Raw genomic sequence first — 17,391 nt, forward strand, 5'->3', positions numbered from 1 at the left:
TTTTTTGCCTGGCGTCATCGCTAGGAATTCTCCGAATCCGCGATCGCTGCGACGTCCGTCCCAGTCAGCGCGAAGGACAGCTTCCAGACTGCGGCGCAAAGGCCATCCCGGCCTGCATTACCAAGGCCTGGGCGGCCCGGGTGACCATGCCTACCTGCACGTGCGTACCTCCGCGCGCAACGCCATCGATCTCATCAAGGCCGGCCGCCATTTCCTCGGCACTGCCACGCTGTCGCCGCGCTGGGTCTCCGTGGGCCACTCGCAGGGCGGCGCCGCCGCACTCACTGCCGGCCATCTGGCACCGTCCTATGGGCCCTCGCTGCAGTACCGCGGCAGCTTCACCACCGGCACGCCCACAGCCGTCGAACTGACCGCGCTGGTCATGAAGCCCGACAACCGCGCCCCCAATCCCGGGGCAGTCAACGCCTACCACGCCTACCTGCTCGATGGCCTGCTGCAGGTGGAACCGCGCATCGCACAGGTGCTCAGCGATGAGGGCCATGCGCGGGTCGCGCTGGCGCGCCAGCAGTGCCTCGGCCCGTTGGCTGCCACCCTGGAAGGCGCCAACACAGGAGAAATGTTCAGCGCGCCGCTGACCTCGGTACCGGGCATCTGGGCACTGCTGCATGACTACCTGGGCGTGCCACGGCGGGGCTTCAGCCAGCCGCTGATGCTGGGCCACGGCAGCCAGGACCGCGACGTGCCCTATCTGACCACCCTGCTGTATGCGGTCGGCCTGGCGCTACGCGCCGAACCGGTGGCGTTCCGGCGATACCCGGTCGACCATCGGGGCACGCTCGACGCCGCGGCGGCCGATGGCCTGGCATTCGTTCGTGCGCGGCTGGGCAACGGTTCCTTCAACGAGGCCGCTGAAACCGCAGGCCTGGAACAGCTGCTCAACGAAGCCCAGTAGATCCACGCCATGCGTGGATGGGCATGCCCCGCATCAACAACGGTGCGGACCAAGGTCCGCACCCACCAGCGCTGGGTCCGGCGACCAGCCCTCAGCTCTTGTAGCCGTTGCTGATCGGGTACCGGCGCTCACGCCCGAACGCGCGGCGCGAGACCTTCGGGCCCGGCGCGGCCTGGTGGCGCTTCCACTCGCTGATGCGCACCAGCCGCAACACACGATCCACCACCGCCGCGTCATAGCCGGCGGCGACGATCTCCGTGCGCGACTGCTCCTGGTCGATGTAGCGGTACAGGATGCCGTCCAGCACATCGTAGGCCGGCAGCGAGTCCTGGTCGGTCTGGTTCTCGCGCAGTTCGGCCGATGGTGGGCGGCTGATCACCGCCGGCGGGATCACCGGTGCGCCACCCACCGTGTTGCGCCACTTGGACAGGCCGAACACCTCGGTCTTGTACAGATCCTTCAGCGGCGCATAGCCACCGCACATGTCGCCATAGATCGTGGCGTAGCCGACTGCGTATTCGCTCTTGTTGCCGGTGGTCAACAGCAGGCCACCGAACTTGTTGGCCAGCGCCATCAGGATCACGCCACGGCTGCGCGACTGCAGGTTCTCTTCGGTCACATCCGTCGTGGTGCCCTCGAACATCGGTGCCAGCGCCTGCATCAGGCCCTGGAATGCCGGCTCGATGGAAACGGCTTCCAGCTTCACGCCCAGCGCTTCGCACTGCTCGGCGGCCAGGTCGTTGGACATGCCAGCGGTATAGCGCGAGGGCAGGCGCACGGCGGTGACGTTTTCCGCGCCCAGCGCATCGACCGCCATCGCCAGCACGATCGCCGAGTCGATGCCGCCGGACAGACCCAGCCACACCTTCTTGAAACCATTCTTGCGGCAGTAGTCCTGGATGCCGCGGGTCACCGCGCGCCAGGCCAGCGCATCCATGCTTTCGTCGCCGTCGTCCATCCACACGTGCGGCATGAAGCGGCGGGTAGCGCCGTCGTACTCCACCACCAACCATTGGTCGACGAAGGCAGCCGCCGCCGGATGCACCGTGCCATCGCCATCGGCCACCACCGATGCACCATCGAACACCAGCGCATCCTGGCCGCCCACCACGTTGAGGTAGGCGATGGCCGCGCCGCTTTCGCGGGTACGTGCAGCAAGCACCGCATCGCGCTGGGCATGCTTGCCGCGTTCGTAGGGCGAAGCGTTGGGCACCACCACCAGCTGCGCACCGGAACGCACCGTATCGGCCAGCGGCTCGGCGAACCACAGGTCTTCGCAGATCAGCAGGCCAACCGGAATGCCATCAACCTCGAACACGCAGCTGCCACCGTCGGGGTCGACATCGAAGTAGCGACGCTCGTCGAACACCGCGTAATTGGGCAGCTCGCGCTTGCGGTAGGTCTGCTCCACCAGGCCATCGCGCAGCACGCTGGCAGCGTTGTAGACCACCGCACCGGCCGCCTGCGGCCAACCGACCACGGCAGTGATGCCACGGCACGCCGCGGCAATGCGGGTCATCGCCTGCTCGCACTCGTACAGGAAGCCCGGGCGCAGCAGCAGGTCCTCCGGCGGATAGCCACTGACTGCCAGCTCGGGGAACATCACCAGCCCGGCGCCGTACTCGTCGCGCGCCTGGCCGATCATCTCGATGATGCGCTCGGTGTTGCCGGCGACATCGCCAACCGGAAAGTCGAACTGCGCCATCGCGATGCGGATCGAAGCCATGAGGGTCCAGCCTGTGGTTGCAATGCCGCCATTGTAACGCCGCGCCATCTGCGCGCCGGGCGCTCCCACTCCATGGACAGGCCCTGCTCAGTAGATCCACGCCGTGCGTGGATGGGGTTGGCTGCGATGCTCAGGACACCAGACGCAGAAAGGCCGCCCGGAGGCGGCCTTTCTGTTTCAGGCAGCCGAGCGTTGGCTCGGCTCTACAGAATCGTCTGCCAGAGGCAGTCGATCTTATTTCACCAGCTTGGCGATGGCAGCGCCCAGGTCGCCCGGCGAACGCACGGTGACGACGCCAGCAGCTTCCATTGCAGCAAACTTGCCTTCGGCAGTGCCCTTGCCGCCCGATGCGATCGCACCGGCGTGGCCCATGCGCTTGCCGGCCGGAGCCGAAGCACCCGCGATGAAACCGACGACCGGCTTCTTCACGTGGTTCTTGATGTACTCGGCACCGGCTTCTTCAGCGTCGCCGCCGATTTCGCCGACCATGATGATGCCTTCGGTCTGCGGGTCTTCGTTGAACAGCTTCAGGCAGTCGACGAAGTTCAGGCCGTTGATCGGGTCACCACCGATGCCGATGCAGGTGGACTGGCCCAGGCCGACTTCGGTGGTCTGCTTGACCGCTTCATAGGTCAGGGTGCCCGAACGCGAGACGATGCCGATCTTGCCCGGCTTGTGGATGTGGCCCGGCATGATGCCGATCTTGCACTCACCCGGGGTGATGACGCCCGGGCAGTTCGGCCCGATCAGCACGGTGTCCGGATGCGAACGGGTCAGCACGTTCTTGACGCGCAGCATGTCCAGCACCGGGATGCCTTCGGTGATGCAGACGATGACCTTGATGCCGGCAGCAGCGGCTTCCAGGATCGCGTCAGCCGCGTACGGCGGCGGCACGTAGATGACCGAAGCGTTGGCGCCGGTGCTCTGCACGGCGTCGGCAACGGTGTTGAAGACCGGCAGGTCGATATGGGTGGTGCCGCCCTTGCCCGGGGTCACGCCGCCAACAACCTGGGTGCCGTACTCGATCATCTGAGTGGCGTGGAAGGTGCCCTGCTGGCCGGTGAAGCCCTGCACGATCACCTTGGTGTTCTTATTGATCAAAACTGACATTGGATTTCCTTCGGTGTCGGATCAGGCAGCGTTCTTGACAGCTTCGACGACCTTCTTGGCACCGTCGTTGATGTTGTCGGCCGGGATGATGGCCATGCCGCTGTCACGCAGCAGCTGCTTGCCTTCTTCCACGTTGGTGCCTTCCAGACGCACCACGACCGGAACCTTGACGCCCACTTCCTTCACGGCGGCGATGATGCCTTCGGCAATCATGTCGCAGCGGACGATGCCGCCGAAGATGTTGACGAAGATGCCTTCGACCTTGTCCGAGGACAGGATCAGCTTGAACGCTTCGATGACGCGCTGCTTGTTGGCACCGCCGCCCACGTCCAGGAAGTTCGCCGGCTCGCCGCCGTTGAGCTTGATGACGTCCATGGTGGCCATGGCCAGGCCTGCGCCGTTGACCATGCAGCCGATGTTGCCGTCCATGGTGACGTAGTTGATGTCCAGCTCCGAAGCGATCACTTCGGTCGGGTCTTCCTGGGTCTTGTCGCGCATGGCGACCAGGGCCTTCTGGCGGAACGCAGCGTTGTCGTCGCTGTCGAACTTGCCGTCCAGCGCGTACAGGTTGCCGTCGTCCAGGATGGCCAGCGGGTTGATTTCAACCAGCGCCAGGTCCTTTTCGTTGAACAGGCGGTACAGGTTCACCATGATGTTGGCGAACTGGCCGGCCTGCTTGGCGGTCAGGCCCAGCTTGAAGCCGAAATCACGACCGTGGTAACCCTGCACGCCTTCGACGAAGTCGACGTTCAGCGAGTGGATCAGCTCCGGGGTTTCAGCGGCGACCTGCTCGATCTCCACGCCGCCTTCCGAAGAAGCGATGTAGGTGATGGTCTTGGTGCCACGGTCAACCAGCACCGACAGGTACAGTTCCTTGACGATCTCGCCAGCGGTGGTCACCAGCACCAGGTTGACCGGCAGTTCAACGCCAGCGGTCTGGTAGGTGGCCATCTTGGTGCCGAGCATCTTGGCCGCAGCGGCCTTCACGTCGTCGGTGGTCTTGCAGAACTTGACGCCGCCAGCCTTGCCGCGGCCGCCAGCGTGGATCTGCGCCTTGACCATCCAGGGGCCCTGGCCCAGGGAGTTGGCAGCGGCAACAGCTTCGTCCGGGGTCGCAGCGACCTTGCCGGCCGGGACCGGGATGCCGTACTCGGCAAGCAGTTGTTTTGACTGGTATTCGTGGAAATTCATGCGTCACCGTGGGAATAGGAACGACCGCACGCAATTCCTCAGGGCCCCGGCGGGGCGCCGGCATGGACCGCGGCGGGCCCACTATTGTGGCCGAGCCAGCGCCGGGGCGCAAAGAAGTATGGACAAAAGGCCGGAACCGGCCAGATTTCCACGGTCATTCAGGCAGTTGCGGCACGGCCTGGACCACGTCCCCCGGGTCGGCCCCGGCCGATTGCGCAGCCCAGCCCGCTACAGGCGCCCTATACTGACCCCGTAAATTCGAGCCCACGGTGCCGGCAACCGGGCAGCGAGCAGATCCGACGATCGGGGGACGTCGGAAGGTTCGGCCCACCGCCGGCATGATCCAGTTCCAGGCAGCCAGAAGGGGAGTTCCGGCGTGTCACCCAGTGCTTCATTGATCGACCGCATCGAATCGATACCGCGGCGAGAGCTGTATTTCTTCGCCCTGTACCGGGTGCTGATCGCCTCGGTCATCGCCGCACTGCTGTACAGCCCGCTGTCGGCCATGGTCGGCGAAGCCCACCACCCTCGCCTGGCCAACAGCGTAGGCGCGGCTTACCTGCTGCTGTCCCTGTTGTGGCTGGTGATCGGCCGCAACGAACGCTGGCTGCGGCAGATCGTGGTCGGCGGCGTGCTGCTGGACATCGTCGCCGCCAGCCTGCTGGCGCACGCCCTGCCTGGTGCCAGCGCCGGCATCTCGATGTCGCTGCTGTTCAACATCGCCGCCGCTGCCACCCTGCTGCCGCTGAGCTGGGGCCTGCTGCTGGCGCTGGCCGCCAGCGTCGCCACCGCCGCCGAGTACATGTGGAAGGTACTGGAAGGCGGCGATCCCACCCGTACCCTGGCCGAACTGACGATGTTCGCCACCAGTTACCTGGCGCTGGCCTTCATCAGCTACCAGGTCGGCAACCGTGCGCGCCGCAACCAGCAGCTGGCCAACCAGCGCGGCGACGAAGTGGCCAACCTGTTCCAGATCAACGAACTGATCATCCGCCGCATGCGTACCGGCGTGGTGGTGGTGGACGCCGACAACCGCATCACCCTGGCCAACGAAGCCGCCTCGATCCTGCTCGGCGACAACGATGGCAATAGTGATTCCGGCCGCCTCGACCTGGCCAGCGTCGCCCCCGAACTTGCCCGGCGGCTGCAACGCTGGCGCAACGGCTGGGCGCAGGATGAAATGCCACTGCAGCTCAACCCCGACCAGCCGGAAGTGCAACCGCGCTTCGCCCGCCTGCTGGCCGGCAGCGACCTGGTGCTGGTGTTCCTGGATGACTCCAGCGTGGTCTCGCGCCGCGCCGAATCGCTCACCCTGTCGGCGATGGGGCGCTTCTCGGCCAGCCTTGCCCACGAGATCCGCAACCCGCTGGCGGCCATCAACTACGCCGTACAGCTGCTCGAGGAAGGCACCGGCTTCAACGACAGCGACCGCCGCCTGCTGCAGATCATCCACCAGCAGTGCCAACGCACCAACGGCATCGTTGAGAGCGTGCTGGGCCTGGCCCGGCGCGAGCGCGCCAACCCGGAAAACGTCGATCTGGCCGCCTTCGTGCGCCGCTTCGTGCTGGAGTACAAGCAGGGGCAGACGCTGGAAACCGACAGCATCGAACCGATCATCAACGACACCTCGGTGCCGGCCCAGGTCGACCCGCGCCACCTGTACCAGGTGCTGACCGTGCTGGTGCACAACGCACTGAAGTACGGCCGCATCGGCGAGCAGCCCGCGCGCGTGCGGCTGCGCGTGGCCCAGCACGAACGCAGTGCGGTGATCGACGTGATGGACCGTGGCCCCGGCATTCCCGAGACCGTCGCCGCACAGTTGTTCCGCCCCTTCTTCACCACCTCCGAGCACGGCACCGGCCTGGGCCTGTATATCGCCCGCGAGCTGTGCCGGGCCAACCAGGCGCGGCTGGATTACATTCCCGTCCCCGCCGGCGGCTCCTGCTTCCGATTGGTTCTGCCCGGCCCGCACACCCTGCTTCCGCACTGATCCTACGCGTCAAACATTTGTCGCCTTCCACCCCCTCGGCTATCTTTCCCTCCCATGAACGAAACCCGCAGCGCCCTCGTCGTCGACGATGAACGCGATATCCGCGAACTGCTGGTGTTGACCCTCGGCCGCATGGGCCTGCGCATCAGCACCGCCGCCAACCTCGCCGAAGCCCGCGAACTGCTGGCCAGCAATCCGTACGACCTGTGCATCACCGACATGCGCCTGCCAGACGGCAACGGCATCGAACTGGTCAGCGAGATCGCCCAGCACTACCCACGCACGCCGGTGGCGATGATCACCGCCTTCGGCAGCATGGATCTGGCAGTGGAAGCACTGAAAGCCGGCGCCTTCGATTTCGTCAGCAAGCCGGTGGACATCACCGTGCTGCGCGGCCTGGTCAAGCATGCGCTGGAACTCAACAACAGCGAACGCCCCGTTGCCGGACCCGCCGCAGAACAAGCCGCGCGCCTGCTCGGCGAATCGCCGGCCATGGACGTGCTGCGCGCCACCATCAGCAAGGTCGCGCGCAGCCAGGCACCGGTCTACATCCTCGGCGAATCCGGCGTAGGCAAGGAACTGGTCGCACGCACCATCCACGCACAGGGTGCACGCGCGGCCGGGCCGTTCGTACCGGTCAACTGTGGCGCCATCCCCACCGAGTTGATGGAAAGCGAGTTCTTCGGCCACCGCAAGGGCAGCTTCACCGGCGCCCATGCCGACAAGCCGGGGCTGTTCCAGGCCGCGCACGGCGGCACCCTGTTCCTGGATGAAGTGGCCGAACTGCCGCTGCAGATGCAGGTAAAACTGCTGCGTGCGATCCAGGAGAAGTCGGTGCGCGCGGTTGGCGCGCCCAGCGAAGAACCGGTGGACGTGCGCATCCTTTCGGCCACGCACAAGGATCTGGCCGAGCTGGTCGAGGACGGGCGTTTCCGCCACGACCTGTACTACCGCATCAACGTGATCGAACTGCGCGTGCCGCCGCTGCGCGAGCGCCGCCAGGACCTGCCGGCGCTGGCCGCATCGATCCTGGCACGGCTGGCCCGCAGCCATGGCCGCGCCACCCCGCTGCTGGCGCCTTCGGCGCTGGACGCGCTGGCGCAGTACGGTTTCCCCGGCAATGTGCGCGAGCTGGAGAACATCCTGGAACGCGCGCTGGCGCTGGCGGAAGAAGACTGCATCGGTGCCGATGACCTGCGCCTGCCGCAGCACGCGCCGCGCTCGCCGGGCAGTGCTGCGCACGCCGAAGCCGTGGTTGATCTGCATCCCGGCAGTGCCGCCCTGCCCTCGTATATCGAGCAGCTTGAGCGCAGTGCGATCCAGCGCGCGCTGGAAGAAAACCGCTGGAACAAGACCCGTACCGCCGCGCAGCTGGGCATCACCTTCCGCGCACTGCGTTACAAGCTGAAGAAGCTGGGAATGGAATAGGTAGTGCCGGCCGCTGGCCGGCAACCTCATGCATCACGCATCCACGCATGGCGTGGATCTACTGGGCGCTGACCGCGCATCCACGCATGGCGTGGATCTACTGGACGCTGACCGCCATCCACGCATGGCGTGGATCTACTGCATCAATCCTTGGTGACGCGGTTGATCTCGGCCAGGCTGGTCACACCTGCAGCCGCCTTCTTCAATGCCGACTGCCGCAGGTCATTCACGCCGATGGCCTGTGCGGCCTCGGCGATCTGCAGCGCATTGCCGCCAGCCAATACGATCGTGGAGATCTCATCGGTCATCGGCATCACCTGGTAGATACCGGTACGGCCCTTGTAGCCCTCGGTGCATTCGTCGCAGCCTACCGCCTCATACAGCTCGATGCCTGCATCCAGCTGCGCCTGGGTGAAGCCCTCGGCCAGCAGTGCGTGCGCTGGCAGATTGGCCGGGCGCTTGCAGTTGTTGCACAACCGGCGCGCCAGGCGCTGGGCGATCACCAGGGTCACCGAACTGGTGATGTTGTAAGGCGCAATGCCCATGTTCATCAGGCGCGCGATGGTCTGCGGCGCGTCGTTGGTATGCAGCGTGGACAGCACCATGTGACCGGTCTGCGCGGCCTTGATCGCAATTTCCGCCGTCTCCAGATCGCGGATTTCGCCGACCATGATGATGTCCGGATCCTGTCGCAGGAACGAGCGCAGGGCGGCGGCAAAGGTCATGCCGCGCTTGTTGTTCTGCTGCACCTGGTTGACGCCGGGCAGGCGGATTTCCACCGGGTCTTCGGCCGTGGAAATGTTGCGGGTCTCGTCGTTGAGGATGCCCAGCGCGGTATACAGCGACACCGTCTTTCCCGAGCCGGTCGGGCCGGTCACCAGTACCATGCCATACGGTTTGTGGATCGCTTCCAGGAACAGCTTCTGCTGGTCCGGCTCATAACCCAGCTTGTCGATACCCAGCTTGGCCGCGCTGCCATCGAGGATACGCAGCACCACCTTCTCGCCAAACAGCGTCGGCAGGGTGCTGACGCGGAAATCGATCTGCTTGGTCTTGGAAAGATTGAGCTTGATGCGGCCGTCCTGCGGCACGCGCTTTTCAGCGATATCCAGCTGCGCCATCACCTTCAGGCGCGCGGCAATGCGCTGGTTGAGCTTGTTCGGCGCGCGCGCGACCATCTTCAGCAGGCCGTCGATGCGCAGGCGCACGCGGTAATCGTCTTCGTAGGGCTCGAAGTGGATGTCCGACGCACCCTTGCGGATGGCATCAATCAACACCTTGTTGACGAACTTCACCACCGGGGTATCGTCGCCCTTGGCGTCGATGCCGCTGTCGGTGCTGGCCATGTCGTCGTCGCCACCGCCAACATCGAGGTTGGCCATGCCGTCGTCATCGCCACCCAGCGTATCGCCGATGGTGTCGTGGCTGGACTGCCACTGCTCCAGCGTGCGGCGGATCTGATCCTCGTCCACCAGGATCGGTTCCACCACCAGATTGGTATGGAACTTGATTTCGTCCAGCGAATGGGTGGGATTGCTGGTGCCGACGAACAGCTTGCCGCCGCGTTTGAACAGCGGCAGCACATTGTGCTTGCGCAGTAGCTCCTCGCTGACCAGGCTCATCGCGTTCTGGCTGCTGTCGAAGGTGGAGACATCGAACAGCGGCATGCCGAACTCGAGTGAGTTGGCGGCAGCCAATTGGGCCGCGCCGACGACCTTGTTCTGCGCAAACCAGGTGGGTAGCGGCTGACGCGCGACGGTGGCCTTGGCCATGGCATCGCGAGCGGCCACTTCATCCAGGGCGCCGTCCTGCACCAAGCGACGGGCCAAGCCGGTGATGCCGACGAGGTTGGCGGTGGTTACGGTGTTCATCATTGCGCTCCTACTCCCTCCCGCAGATTACCGGAGGTACCCGTCCGGCGGAAGCTTCCGTGAAACCCGAAAATCGGCCCAACAGAAGTCCACTCGACCGTCGGGGCTGCTATCTGCATCCGGCCGGAACGTGCTGCGCAGCGCCGGACACCGTACTGCAGCTCCACTGCACCAATTCGCTGGGATTGAACGATGGCGCCAACTGAAGGGTGACACTCCCGGCTTTAGATGTAGTGACCACCGTCAAGATCCCGTTGCCCGAACAGGTAAGCGAACGAACATTGCTTGTCGCTGCTGTGACAGAACTGACGCCGGAGCACGCCGTAGCATCGAGCGCGTTGATGTTGTTAATGTTCTCGGTCACGGTTACCTTCGCAAAAGACACCAACGCCAGCGCTTCGGACACGCGCGCACGAACGGTGTAGTCCTGATACGCAGGCAAAGCCAGCGCACCGAGGATGGCGATGACTGCGACGACAACCATCAACTCGATCAAAGAAAATCCAGCTTGAAGCTTCACGATATGTGCCTCCCCATGGCACCGCCCGCAGAAACGGGCATCACGAATTGAAGAACCCCGCCTTGGCGGGGTTCTTCAAGATCAGCTGCTAGCCCGCTATTAGCGGCATTCAGCCGGGTAGTAAGCCGACTTGCCGCCAGTACCAGTACAAGCCCAGGTCGTGCCCACGCCACCAGCAGCGGCCGGAGTCGGGGCGAAGGTCAGAGTGACACCGCCAGCCTTGGTGGTGGTGGTTACGCCAATTGCGCCACTAGCCGAATCGCAGGTCATGCTGGCCAGATTGGCGGTCGCAGTGGTGTTGGCGGCATCAACGCCAGCGCAGGCGTCCGGAATAGCGGTCAGCGTACCGCCGTTGTTAGCGATATTCTCTGCGACAGTCACTTTGGCACCGCCAGCAATCACCGCAGCTTCCGAAACTCGAGCGCGGATGGTGTAGTCCTGATAAGCCGGCAGAGCAATTGCTGCCAGGATGGCGATGATCGCGACAACGATCATCAGTTCGATAAGGGTGAAGCCCTTCTGGTTCTTCATAGTGATACATCCCCAAGATAGTGGTGGTTGAGTCAGTGCGCAGGATCGATCCGGCCATCGGCCGGCTGAGCGGGTCCTGCACCCTGCGGGTGGATCAACGCAGGTTGCGTGCCAACCCCGGCACGCCTCCCCCTGGATTTCCCCGGGCCCATGATGGCAGCAATTTCCACGATGTGAACCCCCCAGTCATCATTCTGCGACGGACCCAGCAATGTGACGCAGTGCGTCACCTTTGGCCGGCAGCCGGCACGAAATTGCGTTCCGGCCCCCTCTAGATCTGCCAAGTCGGTGATGAACCCGCTACCATCGGCAGATGCCCGTCTGGGGATGGCGGGCCGGGGAGCCAACATGTCTGTCAGTCGCAGTGCGATCAAGAAAGAGCCGGTGGCGCGCGCCACCATGGAGTTGCAGCCGTTTGTCTGGCAGGGGACCGACAAGCGGGGCGTGAAAATGAAAGGCGAGCAGCTGGCGAAGAATGCCAACCTGCTGCGCGCCGAACTGCGCCGGCAGGGCATCAATCCCGGCCAGGTCAAGGTCAAGCCGAAGCCGCTGTTCGGCGCGGCCGGCAAGGCCGTCGGCGCGAAAGACATTGCCTTCTTCAGCCGACAGATGGCCACCATGATGAAGTCCGGCGTGCCGATCGTCTCGGCACTGGAAATCATCGGCAGCGGGCACAAGAACCCGCGCATGAAGAAGATGGTGGATGGCATCCGCACCGATATCGAGGGCGGTTCCTCGCTGTACGAGGCGGTCAGCAAGCATCCGGTGCAGTTCGATGAGCTGTACCGCAACCTGGTGCGGGCCGGCGAAGGCGCCGGCGTGCTGGAAACGGTGCTGGACACGGTGGCCACCTACAAGGAGAACATCGAAGGCCTGAAGGGCAAGATCAAGAAGGCCCTGTTCTACCCGGCGATGGTGGTGGTGGTGGCCCTGCTGGTCAGCGCCATCATGCTGATCTTCGTGGTACCGCAGTTCGAGGAGGTTTTCAGTGGCTTCGGCGCCGAACTGCCGGCCTTTACCCAGATGATCGTCGGGCTGTCCCGCTTCATGGTTTCGTGGTGGTGGTTGATCGCAATCGTTCTTGTAGGTGCCGGCGTTGGCTTCACCATGGCCTACAAGCGCTCACCCAGCATGCAGCACACCATGGACCGCTTGATCCTGAAGGTCCCGGTCATTGGCCAGATCATGCACAACAGCGCCATTGCCCGCTTCGCCCGCACCACCGCTGTGACTTTCAAGGCTGGTGTGCCACTTGTGGAAGCGCTGGGCATCGTCGCGGGCGCCACCGGCAACAAGGTCTACGAAGAGGCCGTGCTGCGCATGCGCGACGATGTCTCCGTGGGCTATCCGGTCAACATGGCGATGAAACAGACCGCCCTGTTCCCACACATGGTCATCCAGATGACCGGCATCGGCGAAGAGGCCGGTGCGCTGGATGCCATGCTGTTCAAGGTTGCCGAGTATTATGAGCAGGAGGTCAACAACGCCGTGGATGCCTTGAGCAGCCTGCTTGAACCGATGATCATGGTCTTCATCGGCGTTGTCGTAGGCGGTATGGTCATCGGCATGTACCTGCCCATCTTCAAACTCGGCGCCGTCGTCGGCTAAAGGTAACAATGGCATTTCTCGACCAGCATCCCGGCCTCGGCTATCCCGCTGCGGCCGGCCTGGGACTGCTTCTGGGCAGCTTCCTGAACGTTGTCATCCTGCGCCTGCCCAAGCGGCTGGAATGGCAGTGGAAGCGCGATGCGCGCGAGGTGCTGGAAGAGCCGGACTTCTACGAGCCGCCCCCGCCGGGCATCGTGGTGGAGCCGTCGCACTGCCCGCACTGCAAGCACAAGCTGGCCTGGTACGAGAACATCCCGCTGTTCAGCTGGATCATCCAGGGCGGCAAGTGCCGCCACTGCAAGGCGCCGATCTCCATCCAGTACCCGCTGGTGGAAGCGCTGACCGCAGTGATGGTGCTGGCCTGCGTGTGGCAGTTCGGCTTTGGCTGGCAGGGCTTCGGCGCGATCGTGCTGACCTGCTTCCTGATCGCCCTGTCCGGCATTGACCTGCGCACCCAGCTGCTACCGGACCAGTTGACCCTGCCCCTGATGTGGCTGGGGTTGATAGGCAGCATCGACAACCTGTACATGCCTGCCAAACCGGCCCTGCTCGGCGCCCTGCTGGGCTACCTGTCGCTGTGGTCGGTGTGGTGGCTGTTCAAGCAGCTGACCGGCAAGGAAGGTATGGGCCACGGCGATTTCAAGCTGCTGGCCGCGCTGGGCGCGTGGTGCGGGATGAAGGGCATCCTGCCGATCATCCTGATGTCGTCGGTGCTGGGCGCCCTCATCGGCTCGATCTGGCTGTACAGCCGTGGCCGTGACCGGGCGACGCCGATCCCGTTCGGGCCCTACCTGGCGCTGGCCGGCTGGCTGTTCTTCATGTGGGGCGAGCCCCTGCTGAACCAGTATCTGGTGATGAGCGGACTGCGCTGAGGGGAGCCCCCATGAGCCAGTATGTGGTGGGCCTGACCGGCGGCATCGCCTCGGGCAAGAGTGAGGTGACCCGGCGCTTCGAGGCGCTGGGGATTGTTGTGGCCGATGCCGACCTGGCCGCGCGCGCGGTGGTGGCGGTGGGCAGCCCTGCCCTGTCCTTGATTGCCGAGCGCTTCGGCGCTGACATGCTGCTGGCCGACGGCAGCTTGGACCGTGCCCGCCTGCGGGCCCACATCTTTGCAGACCCGGCCGAGCGGGTGGCGCTGGAAGCGATCACCCACCCGGCCATCCGCCGGCTGATGCAGCAGCAGTGCGAGCAGGCCGCCAGCCCCTATGCGCTGGCGGCGATCCCGCTGTTGACCGAAGTGGGCGGTCGCCAGGCCTACCCGTGGCTGGACCGGGTGTTGCTGGTGGATGCCCCGGAGGCCGTGCAGCACGCCCGGCTGATGCAGCGCGACGGCATCGACGCCGCGCTGGCCGACCAGATGATCGCCGCCCAGGCCAGCCGCGCGCAGCGCTTGGCGCTGGCTGATGACGTGGTGGTCAATGATGGCCATCCGGATGACCTGCAGGCGCAGGTGGAGCGGTTGCATGCTCGATATCTGGGGTTGGCTGCCGGGTAAGCCGGCAGGTCTACCGGCTCCGCGCGACAGGCATCCACGCATGGCGTGGATCTACTCCAGTTGCTGGCGGGCGTAGCGGGCCAGTTCGCGGGTAGCCAGCAACAGGCCCTCCACTACGTCCGGCGGCAGCTGCTGGCCTGCGCTGCCCTGCACTCGTGCCGCTTCGGCGGCGTGCAGCATCTGGATCAACGCATTGAGGCCAGCCAGGGTGCGGCTGAGGCTGGCCAGGGTTACCGCCTGCGACGGGGTGAGACCGGCGCCCTGCCGGGTCTGGCCATCAGCGTTGTCGCGGCCATCCATGCGTGCCATCAGTGCCGGCAGCAGGTCGCTGGGTTCGGCCAGCACGTCTTCGATGCGTTCGGCGATGTCGGCCGGCAACTGGTCGGCGGATTCGCCGACCAGGCGGCGCAGGTTCGGATAGGTGGTGCGTGTAGACATGGCAGTGCTCCTCGCAGACGGCAAGGCCACCCGCAGATGCGAGGTGGCGGACGGTGCGGGTTGGCGTACCGGATCACAACAATCAACAAAACACTCCGGCGGACTCTTCAAAGTCCCCACGCACCGCCCGCCGAAGCAAGGGCATCGCGATGCATTCTCCATGACGGCCTTCGGCGCATCAGAGGTTTGTTGATTGTTGGGTCGATTTCAGGACGCCAATCCCGGCCGGGGCGATGACCCCGACCGTGCCATCTCGCCAGCTGCATGCATTGCGGTCATGAGGCGAAAACGCCATGTGGGCCAACCGTCTGCGGAACCGTGCGGTGGGACACGCACAGGGCGCGGAGTGCATCACGCAGGTGTCGTGCTGGACCAGAAACGCCGCACCTTCGCGAAAGCTGCATTGGAGCTGCATGCGACATTTCGCGCCGAGCGGGAGATTTCGACGACCGATGGATTCGTGCCGACCAAGGTCGGCACCCACCAAAGCAGCATCGACGACGGATGGATTCGTGCCGACCAAGGTCGGCACCTACCAAAGCGGCAGCCAGAAGGGGTTACAGCGGCTTCGGCGAGAACGTCAGCGTGGCGATCACGCCACGGGCGCCGCCCGGGCGCACGCTTACCTGCCAGCCGTACAAATCGCACAGGCGGCTGACGATCGACAGGCCGATGCCGCCGCCCTGCGAGTGACCGGCATGGGTACCGCGGTAGCCGCGCTGGAACAGCTTGGCGGCATCTTCCTCGCTCAGGCCCGGCCCGCTGTCGGTCACCGACACGGCGTTGGCACCCACATGCACGCGCACCTCGCCATCCTGCGAATACTTCACCGCGTTGCCGATCAGGTTGCCCAGCGCCACTGACAACGCCGCTTCGGGGGCGTCGATGACCAGGTCGCGTTCGCCATCCAGATGCAGTTCCAGCGGCTTGCCACCCAACTGCGCGCGATGCGCATCCAGCAGCTGTTCGGCCACACGCGCCACATTGCTGCTGCCCTGCCCGCGTTCGTTGCGCGACAGCAGCAACAGCGCGCCGATCAGATCGCTGCACTGTTGCTCGGCACGTTGGATGCGCTGCAGGCGCTGCAGCACCTTCTCGTCCAGGCCCGGGCGGGTCAGCAGCAGCTCGGTAGCGCCACGGATCACCGCCAGCGGCGTACGCAGCTCATGGCTGACGTCCGCATTGAACTCACGGTCGCGCTGCACCACTTCGGTCAGCCGCGAGGAATAGTCATCCAACGCCTGTGCCAACTGGCCCACTTCGTCATCCGGGAAGCGCGGCGCCAACGGCTCGGGCTCACTGGTACCGCCACGATACGCACGCAGGCGTGCGGCCAGATCCGAGACCGGCTTCATCACCTTGGAGGCCGACCACCAGCCCAGCACCAGCGACAGCAGGCTGAATACCAGCACCGACAGGAACAGCGCGCGGTTGAGCTGTTGCCCACCGCGAACGCTGTCGGTCATGTCGTAGGCCAGGAACGCCCAGGCATCAGGGGTCTTGCGCACGGCCAGCTTGTAGGAATAACGCTCGCCGCGCTCGTCCACACCGCCCATGTTGTACAGGCCGTCCTTGAACTCGTACCAGTCCGGCTCTTCCTCGCGCAGCGCCTCGAACTTGTCCGGCTTGATCAGGCGCGCGCGCATCTGCTGCACCGGCAGATCGGGGTTGCGGTCCGGGCTTTCGTAGTAACGCCGCACGTACTCGCTGATGTTGCGGTTCATCACGTCTTCCACCAACTGGTTTTCCACCCGCATGCGGGCCCAGTTGGTGGCAAACGCGAACAGTGTCGTCAGGCAGAAGCCCAACAACACGAACGAGACGATGATGCGGCTGCGCAGGCGCCGCCGATAAGGCGTGCGCCGGCGCTCCCCCTTGCTTGCCACCGAATCAGGCTTCCGGCGTGGCGATGCGGTATCCGATGCCATGGCGGGTCTGGATCATCGGCACTTCAAAGGGCTTGTCCACCACGGCGCGTAGGCCGTGGATGTGCACGCGCAGCGAATCGGAGTCCGGCAGCTCTTCGCCCCAGACACGGGTTTCCAGTTCCTGCCGGGTGACCACGGCCGGGGCCGCCTCCATCAGCGCCTGCAGGATCTTCAGTGCGGTCGGGTTGAGCTGCAGCAGCTTGCCCTGGCGGCGCACTTCCAGCGTGTCCAGGTTGTATTCCAGGTCACCGGTTTCCAGCACGCGGGTCTGCACGCCCTTGCCGCGACGCGACAGGGCGTTCAGACGCACTTCCACTTCCTGCAACGCGAACGGCTTGATCAGGTAGTCGTCAGCACCGGAATCGAAGCCGGCCAGCTTGTTGTCCAGCGAGTCGCGCGCGGTCAGCATCAGCACCGGGGTCTGCTTGCGCGCTTCATTGCGAAGCTTGCGGCAGACTTCGATGCCGTCCATGCCGGGCAGGTTGAGATCCAGGACAATCGCGTCGAACTCGTGCACGACAGCCAGATGCAACCCGGTCACTCCGTCGGCAGCGAAGTCCACGGTGTGGCCCCGGTCCTCGAGGTAGTCGCCCAGATTGGCCGCAATGTCGCTGTTGTCTTCGATTACCAGGATTCTCACTG

Annotated in this window: 14 protein-coding genes and 1 pseudogene; 6 read left to right on the forward strand and 9 right to left on the reverse strand. The window is 64.9% G+C overall.

The features are described from left to right. Positions 1-118 precede the first annotated feature (118 nt). Positions 119-913: pseudogene (locus tag WKB25_RS17760) on the forward strand (lipase family protein); the annotation flags it as partial. Between the two features lie 91 nt (positions 914-1,004). On the opposite strand, the gene WKB25_RS17765 reads toward WKB25_RS17760, so the two are convergent. The 3 genes from WKB25_RS17765 to sucC all read right to left on the reverse strand — a co-directional run bounded on the left by WKB25_RS17765 (position 1,005) and on the right by sucC (position 4,940). Continuing rightward, complete coding sequence (locus tag WKB25_RS17765) at positions 1,005-2,639, reverse strand: NAD+ synthase (RefSeq protein ID WP_340572042.1); 1,635 nt, start codon at positions 2,637-2,639, stop codon at positions 1,005-1,007. A gap of 234 nt (positions 2,640-2,873) precedes the next feature. Then, a complete protein-coding gene (sucD, locus tag WKB25_RS17770; RefSeq protein WP_017356169.1) occupies positions 2,874-3,749 on the reverse strand; it encodes a succinate--CoA ligase subunit alpha in 876 nt (291 codons plus the stop codon). A gap of 21 nt (positions 3,750-3,770) precedes the next feature. Then, positions 3,771-4,940 carry an ADP-forming succinate--CoA ligase subunit beta gene (sucC, locus tag WKB25_RS17775; protein ID WP_025874298.1) on the reverse strand — a complete coding sequence of 390 codons (1,170 nt, stop codon included), beginning with the start codon at positions 4,938-4,940 and terminating at the stop codon, positions 3,771-3,773. A 376-nt stretch (positions 4,941-5,316) separates the two neighbouring features. Between sucC and WKB25_RS17780 the strand changes: the two genes are divergently transcribed. Both WKB25_RS17780 and WKB25_RS17785 read left to right on the forward strand, forming a co-directional pair. Then, entirely contained in the window at positions 5,317-6,930 is a 1,614-nt protein-coding gene (locus WKB25_RS17780) for an ATP-binding protein (protein ID WP_340572044.1), read from the forward strand. A gap of 54 nt (positions 6,931-6,984) precedes the next feature. Continuing rightward, positions 6,985-8,358 carry a sigma-54 dependent transcriptional regulator gene (locus tag WKB25_RS17785; RefSeq protein WP_340572045.1) on the forward strand — a complete coding sequence of 458 codons (1,374 nt, stop codon included), beginning with the start codon at positions 6,985-6,987 and terminating at the stop codon, positions 8,356-8,358. 143 nt (positions 8,359-8,501) lie between these two features. On the opposite strand, the gene pilB is transcribed toward WKB25_RS17785, so the two are convergent. The 3 genes from pilB to WKB25_RS17800 all read right to left on the reverse strand — a co-directional run bounded on the left by pilB (position 8,502) and on the right by WKB25_RS17800 (position 11,280). Then, positions 8,502-10,229 (reverse strand): type IV-A pilus assembly ATPase PilB, encoded by a 1,728-nt coding sequence (pilB, locus tag WKB25_RS17790; RefSeq protein WP_340572046.1) that lies wholly within the window; start codon positions 10,227-10,229, stop codon positions 8,502-8,504. 109 nt (positions 10,230-10,338) lie between these two features. Next, on the reverse strand, positions 10,339-10,749 hold the full coding sequence (locus WKB25_RS17795) for a pilin (RefSeq protein ID WP_340572047.1): 411 nt from the start codon (positions 10,747-10,749) through the stop codon (positions 10,339-10,341). Positions 10,750-10,848: 99 nt separating this feature from the next. Continuing rightward, positions 10,849-11,280, reverse strand: a complete 432-nt coding sequence (locus tag WKB25_RS17800; protein WP_340572048.1) for a pilin — start codon at positions 11,278-11,280, stop codon at positions 10,849-10,851. A gap of 348 nt (positions 11,281-11,628) precedes the next feature. Between WKB25_RS17800 and WKB25_RS17805 the strand changes: the two genes are divergently transcribed. Genes WKB25_RS17805 through coaE form a run of 3 tightly spaced genes read left to right on the forward strand, consistent with a single transcriptional unit; the run spans position 11,629 to position 14,383 of the window. Continuing rightward, positions 11,629-12,888: a type II secretion system F family protein gene (locus tag WKB25_RS17805; protein WP_340572049.1), complete on the forward strand. Its 1,260-nt coding sequence runs from the start codon at positions 11,629-11,631 to the stop codon at positions 12,886-12,888. 8 nt (positions 12,889-12,896) lie between these two features. After that, the gene (locus tag WKB25_RS17810) at positions 12,897-13,760 is read left to right on the forward strand and encodes an A24 family peptidase (protein WP_049463888.1); all 864 of its coding nucleotides are present in this window, start codon (positions 12,897-12,899) and stop codon (positions 13,758-13,760) included. Between the two features lie 11 nt (positions 13,761-13,771). Further along, complete coding sequence (gene coaE / locus WKB25_RS17815) at positions 13,772-14,383, forward strand: dephospho-CoA kinase (protein WP_340572052.1); 612 nt, start codon at positions 13,772-13,774, stop codon at positions 14,381-14,383. A gap of 51 nt (positions 14,384-14,434) precedes the next feature. Here coaE and WKB25_RS17820 read toward each other — a convergent pair whose 3' ends face one another. The 3 genes from WKB25_RS17820 to WKB25_RS17830 form a co-directional block, all read right to left on the reverse strand. Continuing rightward, on the reverse strand, positions 14,435-14,821 hold the full coding sequence (locus tag WKB25_RS17820) for a hypothetical protein (RefSeq protein ID WP_265951423.1): 387 nt from the start codon (positions 14,819-14,821) through the stop codon (positions 14,435-14,437). A gap of 557 nt (positions 14,822-15,378) precedes the next feature. Continuing rightward, the gene (locus tag WKB25_RS17825; protein ID WP_088101008.1) at positions 15,379-16,749 is read right to left on the reverse strand and encodes a HAMP domain-containing sensor histidine kinase; all 1,371 of its coding nucleotides are present in this window, start codon (positions 16,747-16,749) and stop codon (positions 15,379-15,381) included. Further along, on the reverse strand, positions 16,712-17,389 hold the full coding sequence (locus tag WKB25_RS17830; RefSeq protein WP_025874286.1) for a response regulator transcription factor: 678 nt from the start codon (positions 17,387-17,389) through the stop codon (positions 16,712-16,714). Before WKB25_RS17830 ends, WKB25_RS17825 begins: the two co-directional genes overlap by 38 nt. Positions 17,390-17,391: the final 2 nt, after the last annotated feature.

Origin of the sequence: Stenotrophomonas sp. G106K1 (assembly GCF_037969685.1) — a bacterium.
GTDB lineage: Bacteria > Pseudomonadota > Gammaproteobacteria > Xanthomonadales > Xanthomonadaceae > Stenotrophomonas > Stenotrophomonas lactitubi.

Coding starts and splice junctions, on each gene's coding strand:
- WKB25_RS17765 (WP_340572042.1), bottom strand. CDS start 2,639: ATGGCTTCGATCCGCATCGCGATGGCGCAGTTCGACTTTCCGGTTGGC.
- sucD (WP_017356169.1), bottom strand. CDS start 3,749: ATGTCAGTTTTGATCAATAAGAACACCAAGGTGATCGTGCAGGGCTTC.
- sucC (WP_025874298.1), bottom strand. CDS start 4,940: ATGAATTTCCACGAATACCAGTCAAAACAACTGCTTGCCGAGTACGGC.
- WKB25_RS17785 (WP_340572045.1), top strand. CDS start 6,985: ATGAACGAAACCCGCAGCGCCCTCGTCGTCGACGATGAACGCGATATC.
- pilB (WP_340572046.1), bottom strand. CDS start 10,229: ATGAACACCGTAACCACCGCCAACCTCGTCGGCATCACCGGCTTGGCC.
- WKB25_RS17800 (WP_340572048.1), bottom strand. CDS start 11,280: ATGAAGAACCAGAAGGGCTTCACCCTTATCGAACTGATGATCGTTGTC.
- WKB25_RS17805 (WP_340572049.1), top strand. CDS start 11,629: ATGTCTGTCAGTCGCAGTGCGATCAAGAAAGAGCCGGTGGCGCGCGCC.
- WKB25_RS17810 (WP_049463888.1), top strand. CDS start 12,897: ATGGCATTTCTCGACCAGCATCCCGGCCTCGGCTATCCCGCTGCGGCC.
- coaE (WP_340572052.1), top strand. CDS start 13,772: ATGAGCCAGTATGTGGTGGGCCTGACCGGCGGCATCGCCTCGGGCAAG.
- WKB25_RS17820 (WP_265951423.1), bottom strand. CDS start 14,821: ATGTCTACACGCACCACCTATCCGAACCTGCGCCGCCTGGTCGGCGAA.
- WKB25_RS17825 (WP_088101008.1), bottom strand. CDS start 16,749: ATGGCATCGGATACCGCATCGCCACGCCGGAAGCCTGATTCGGTGGCA.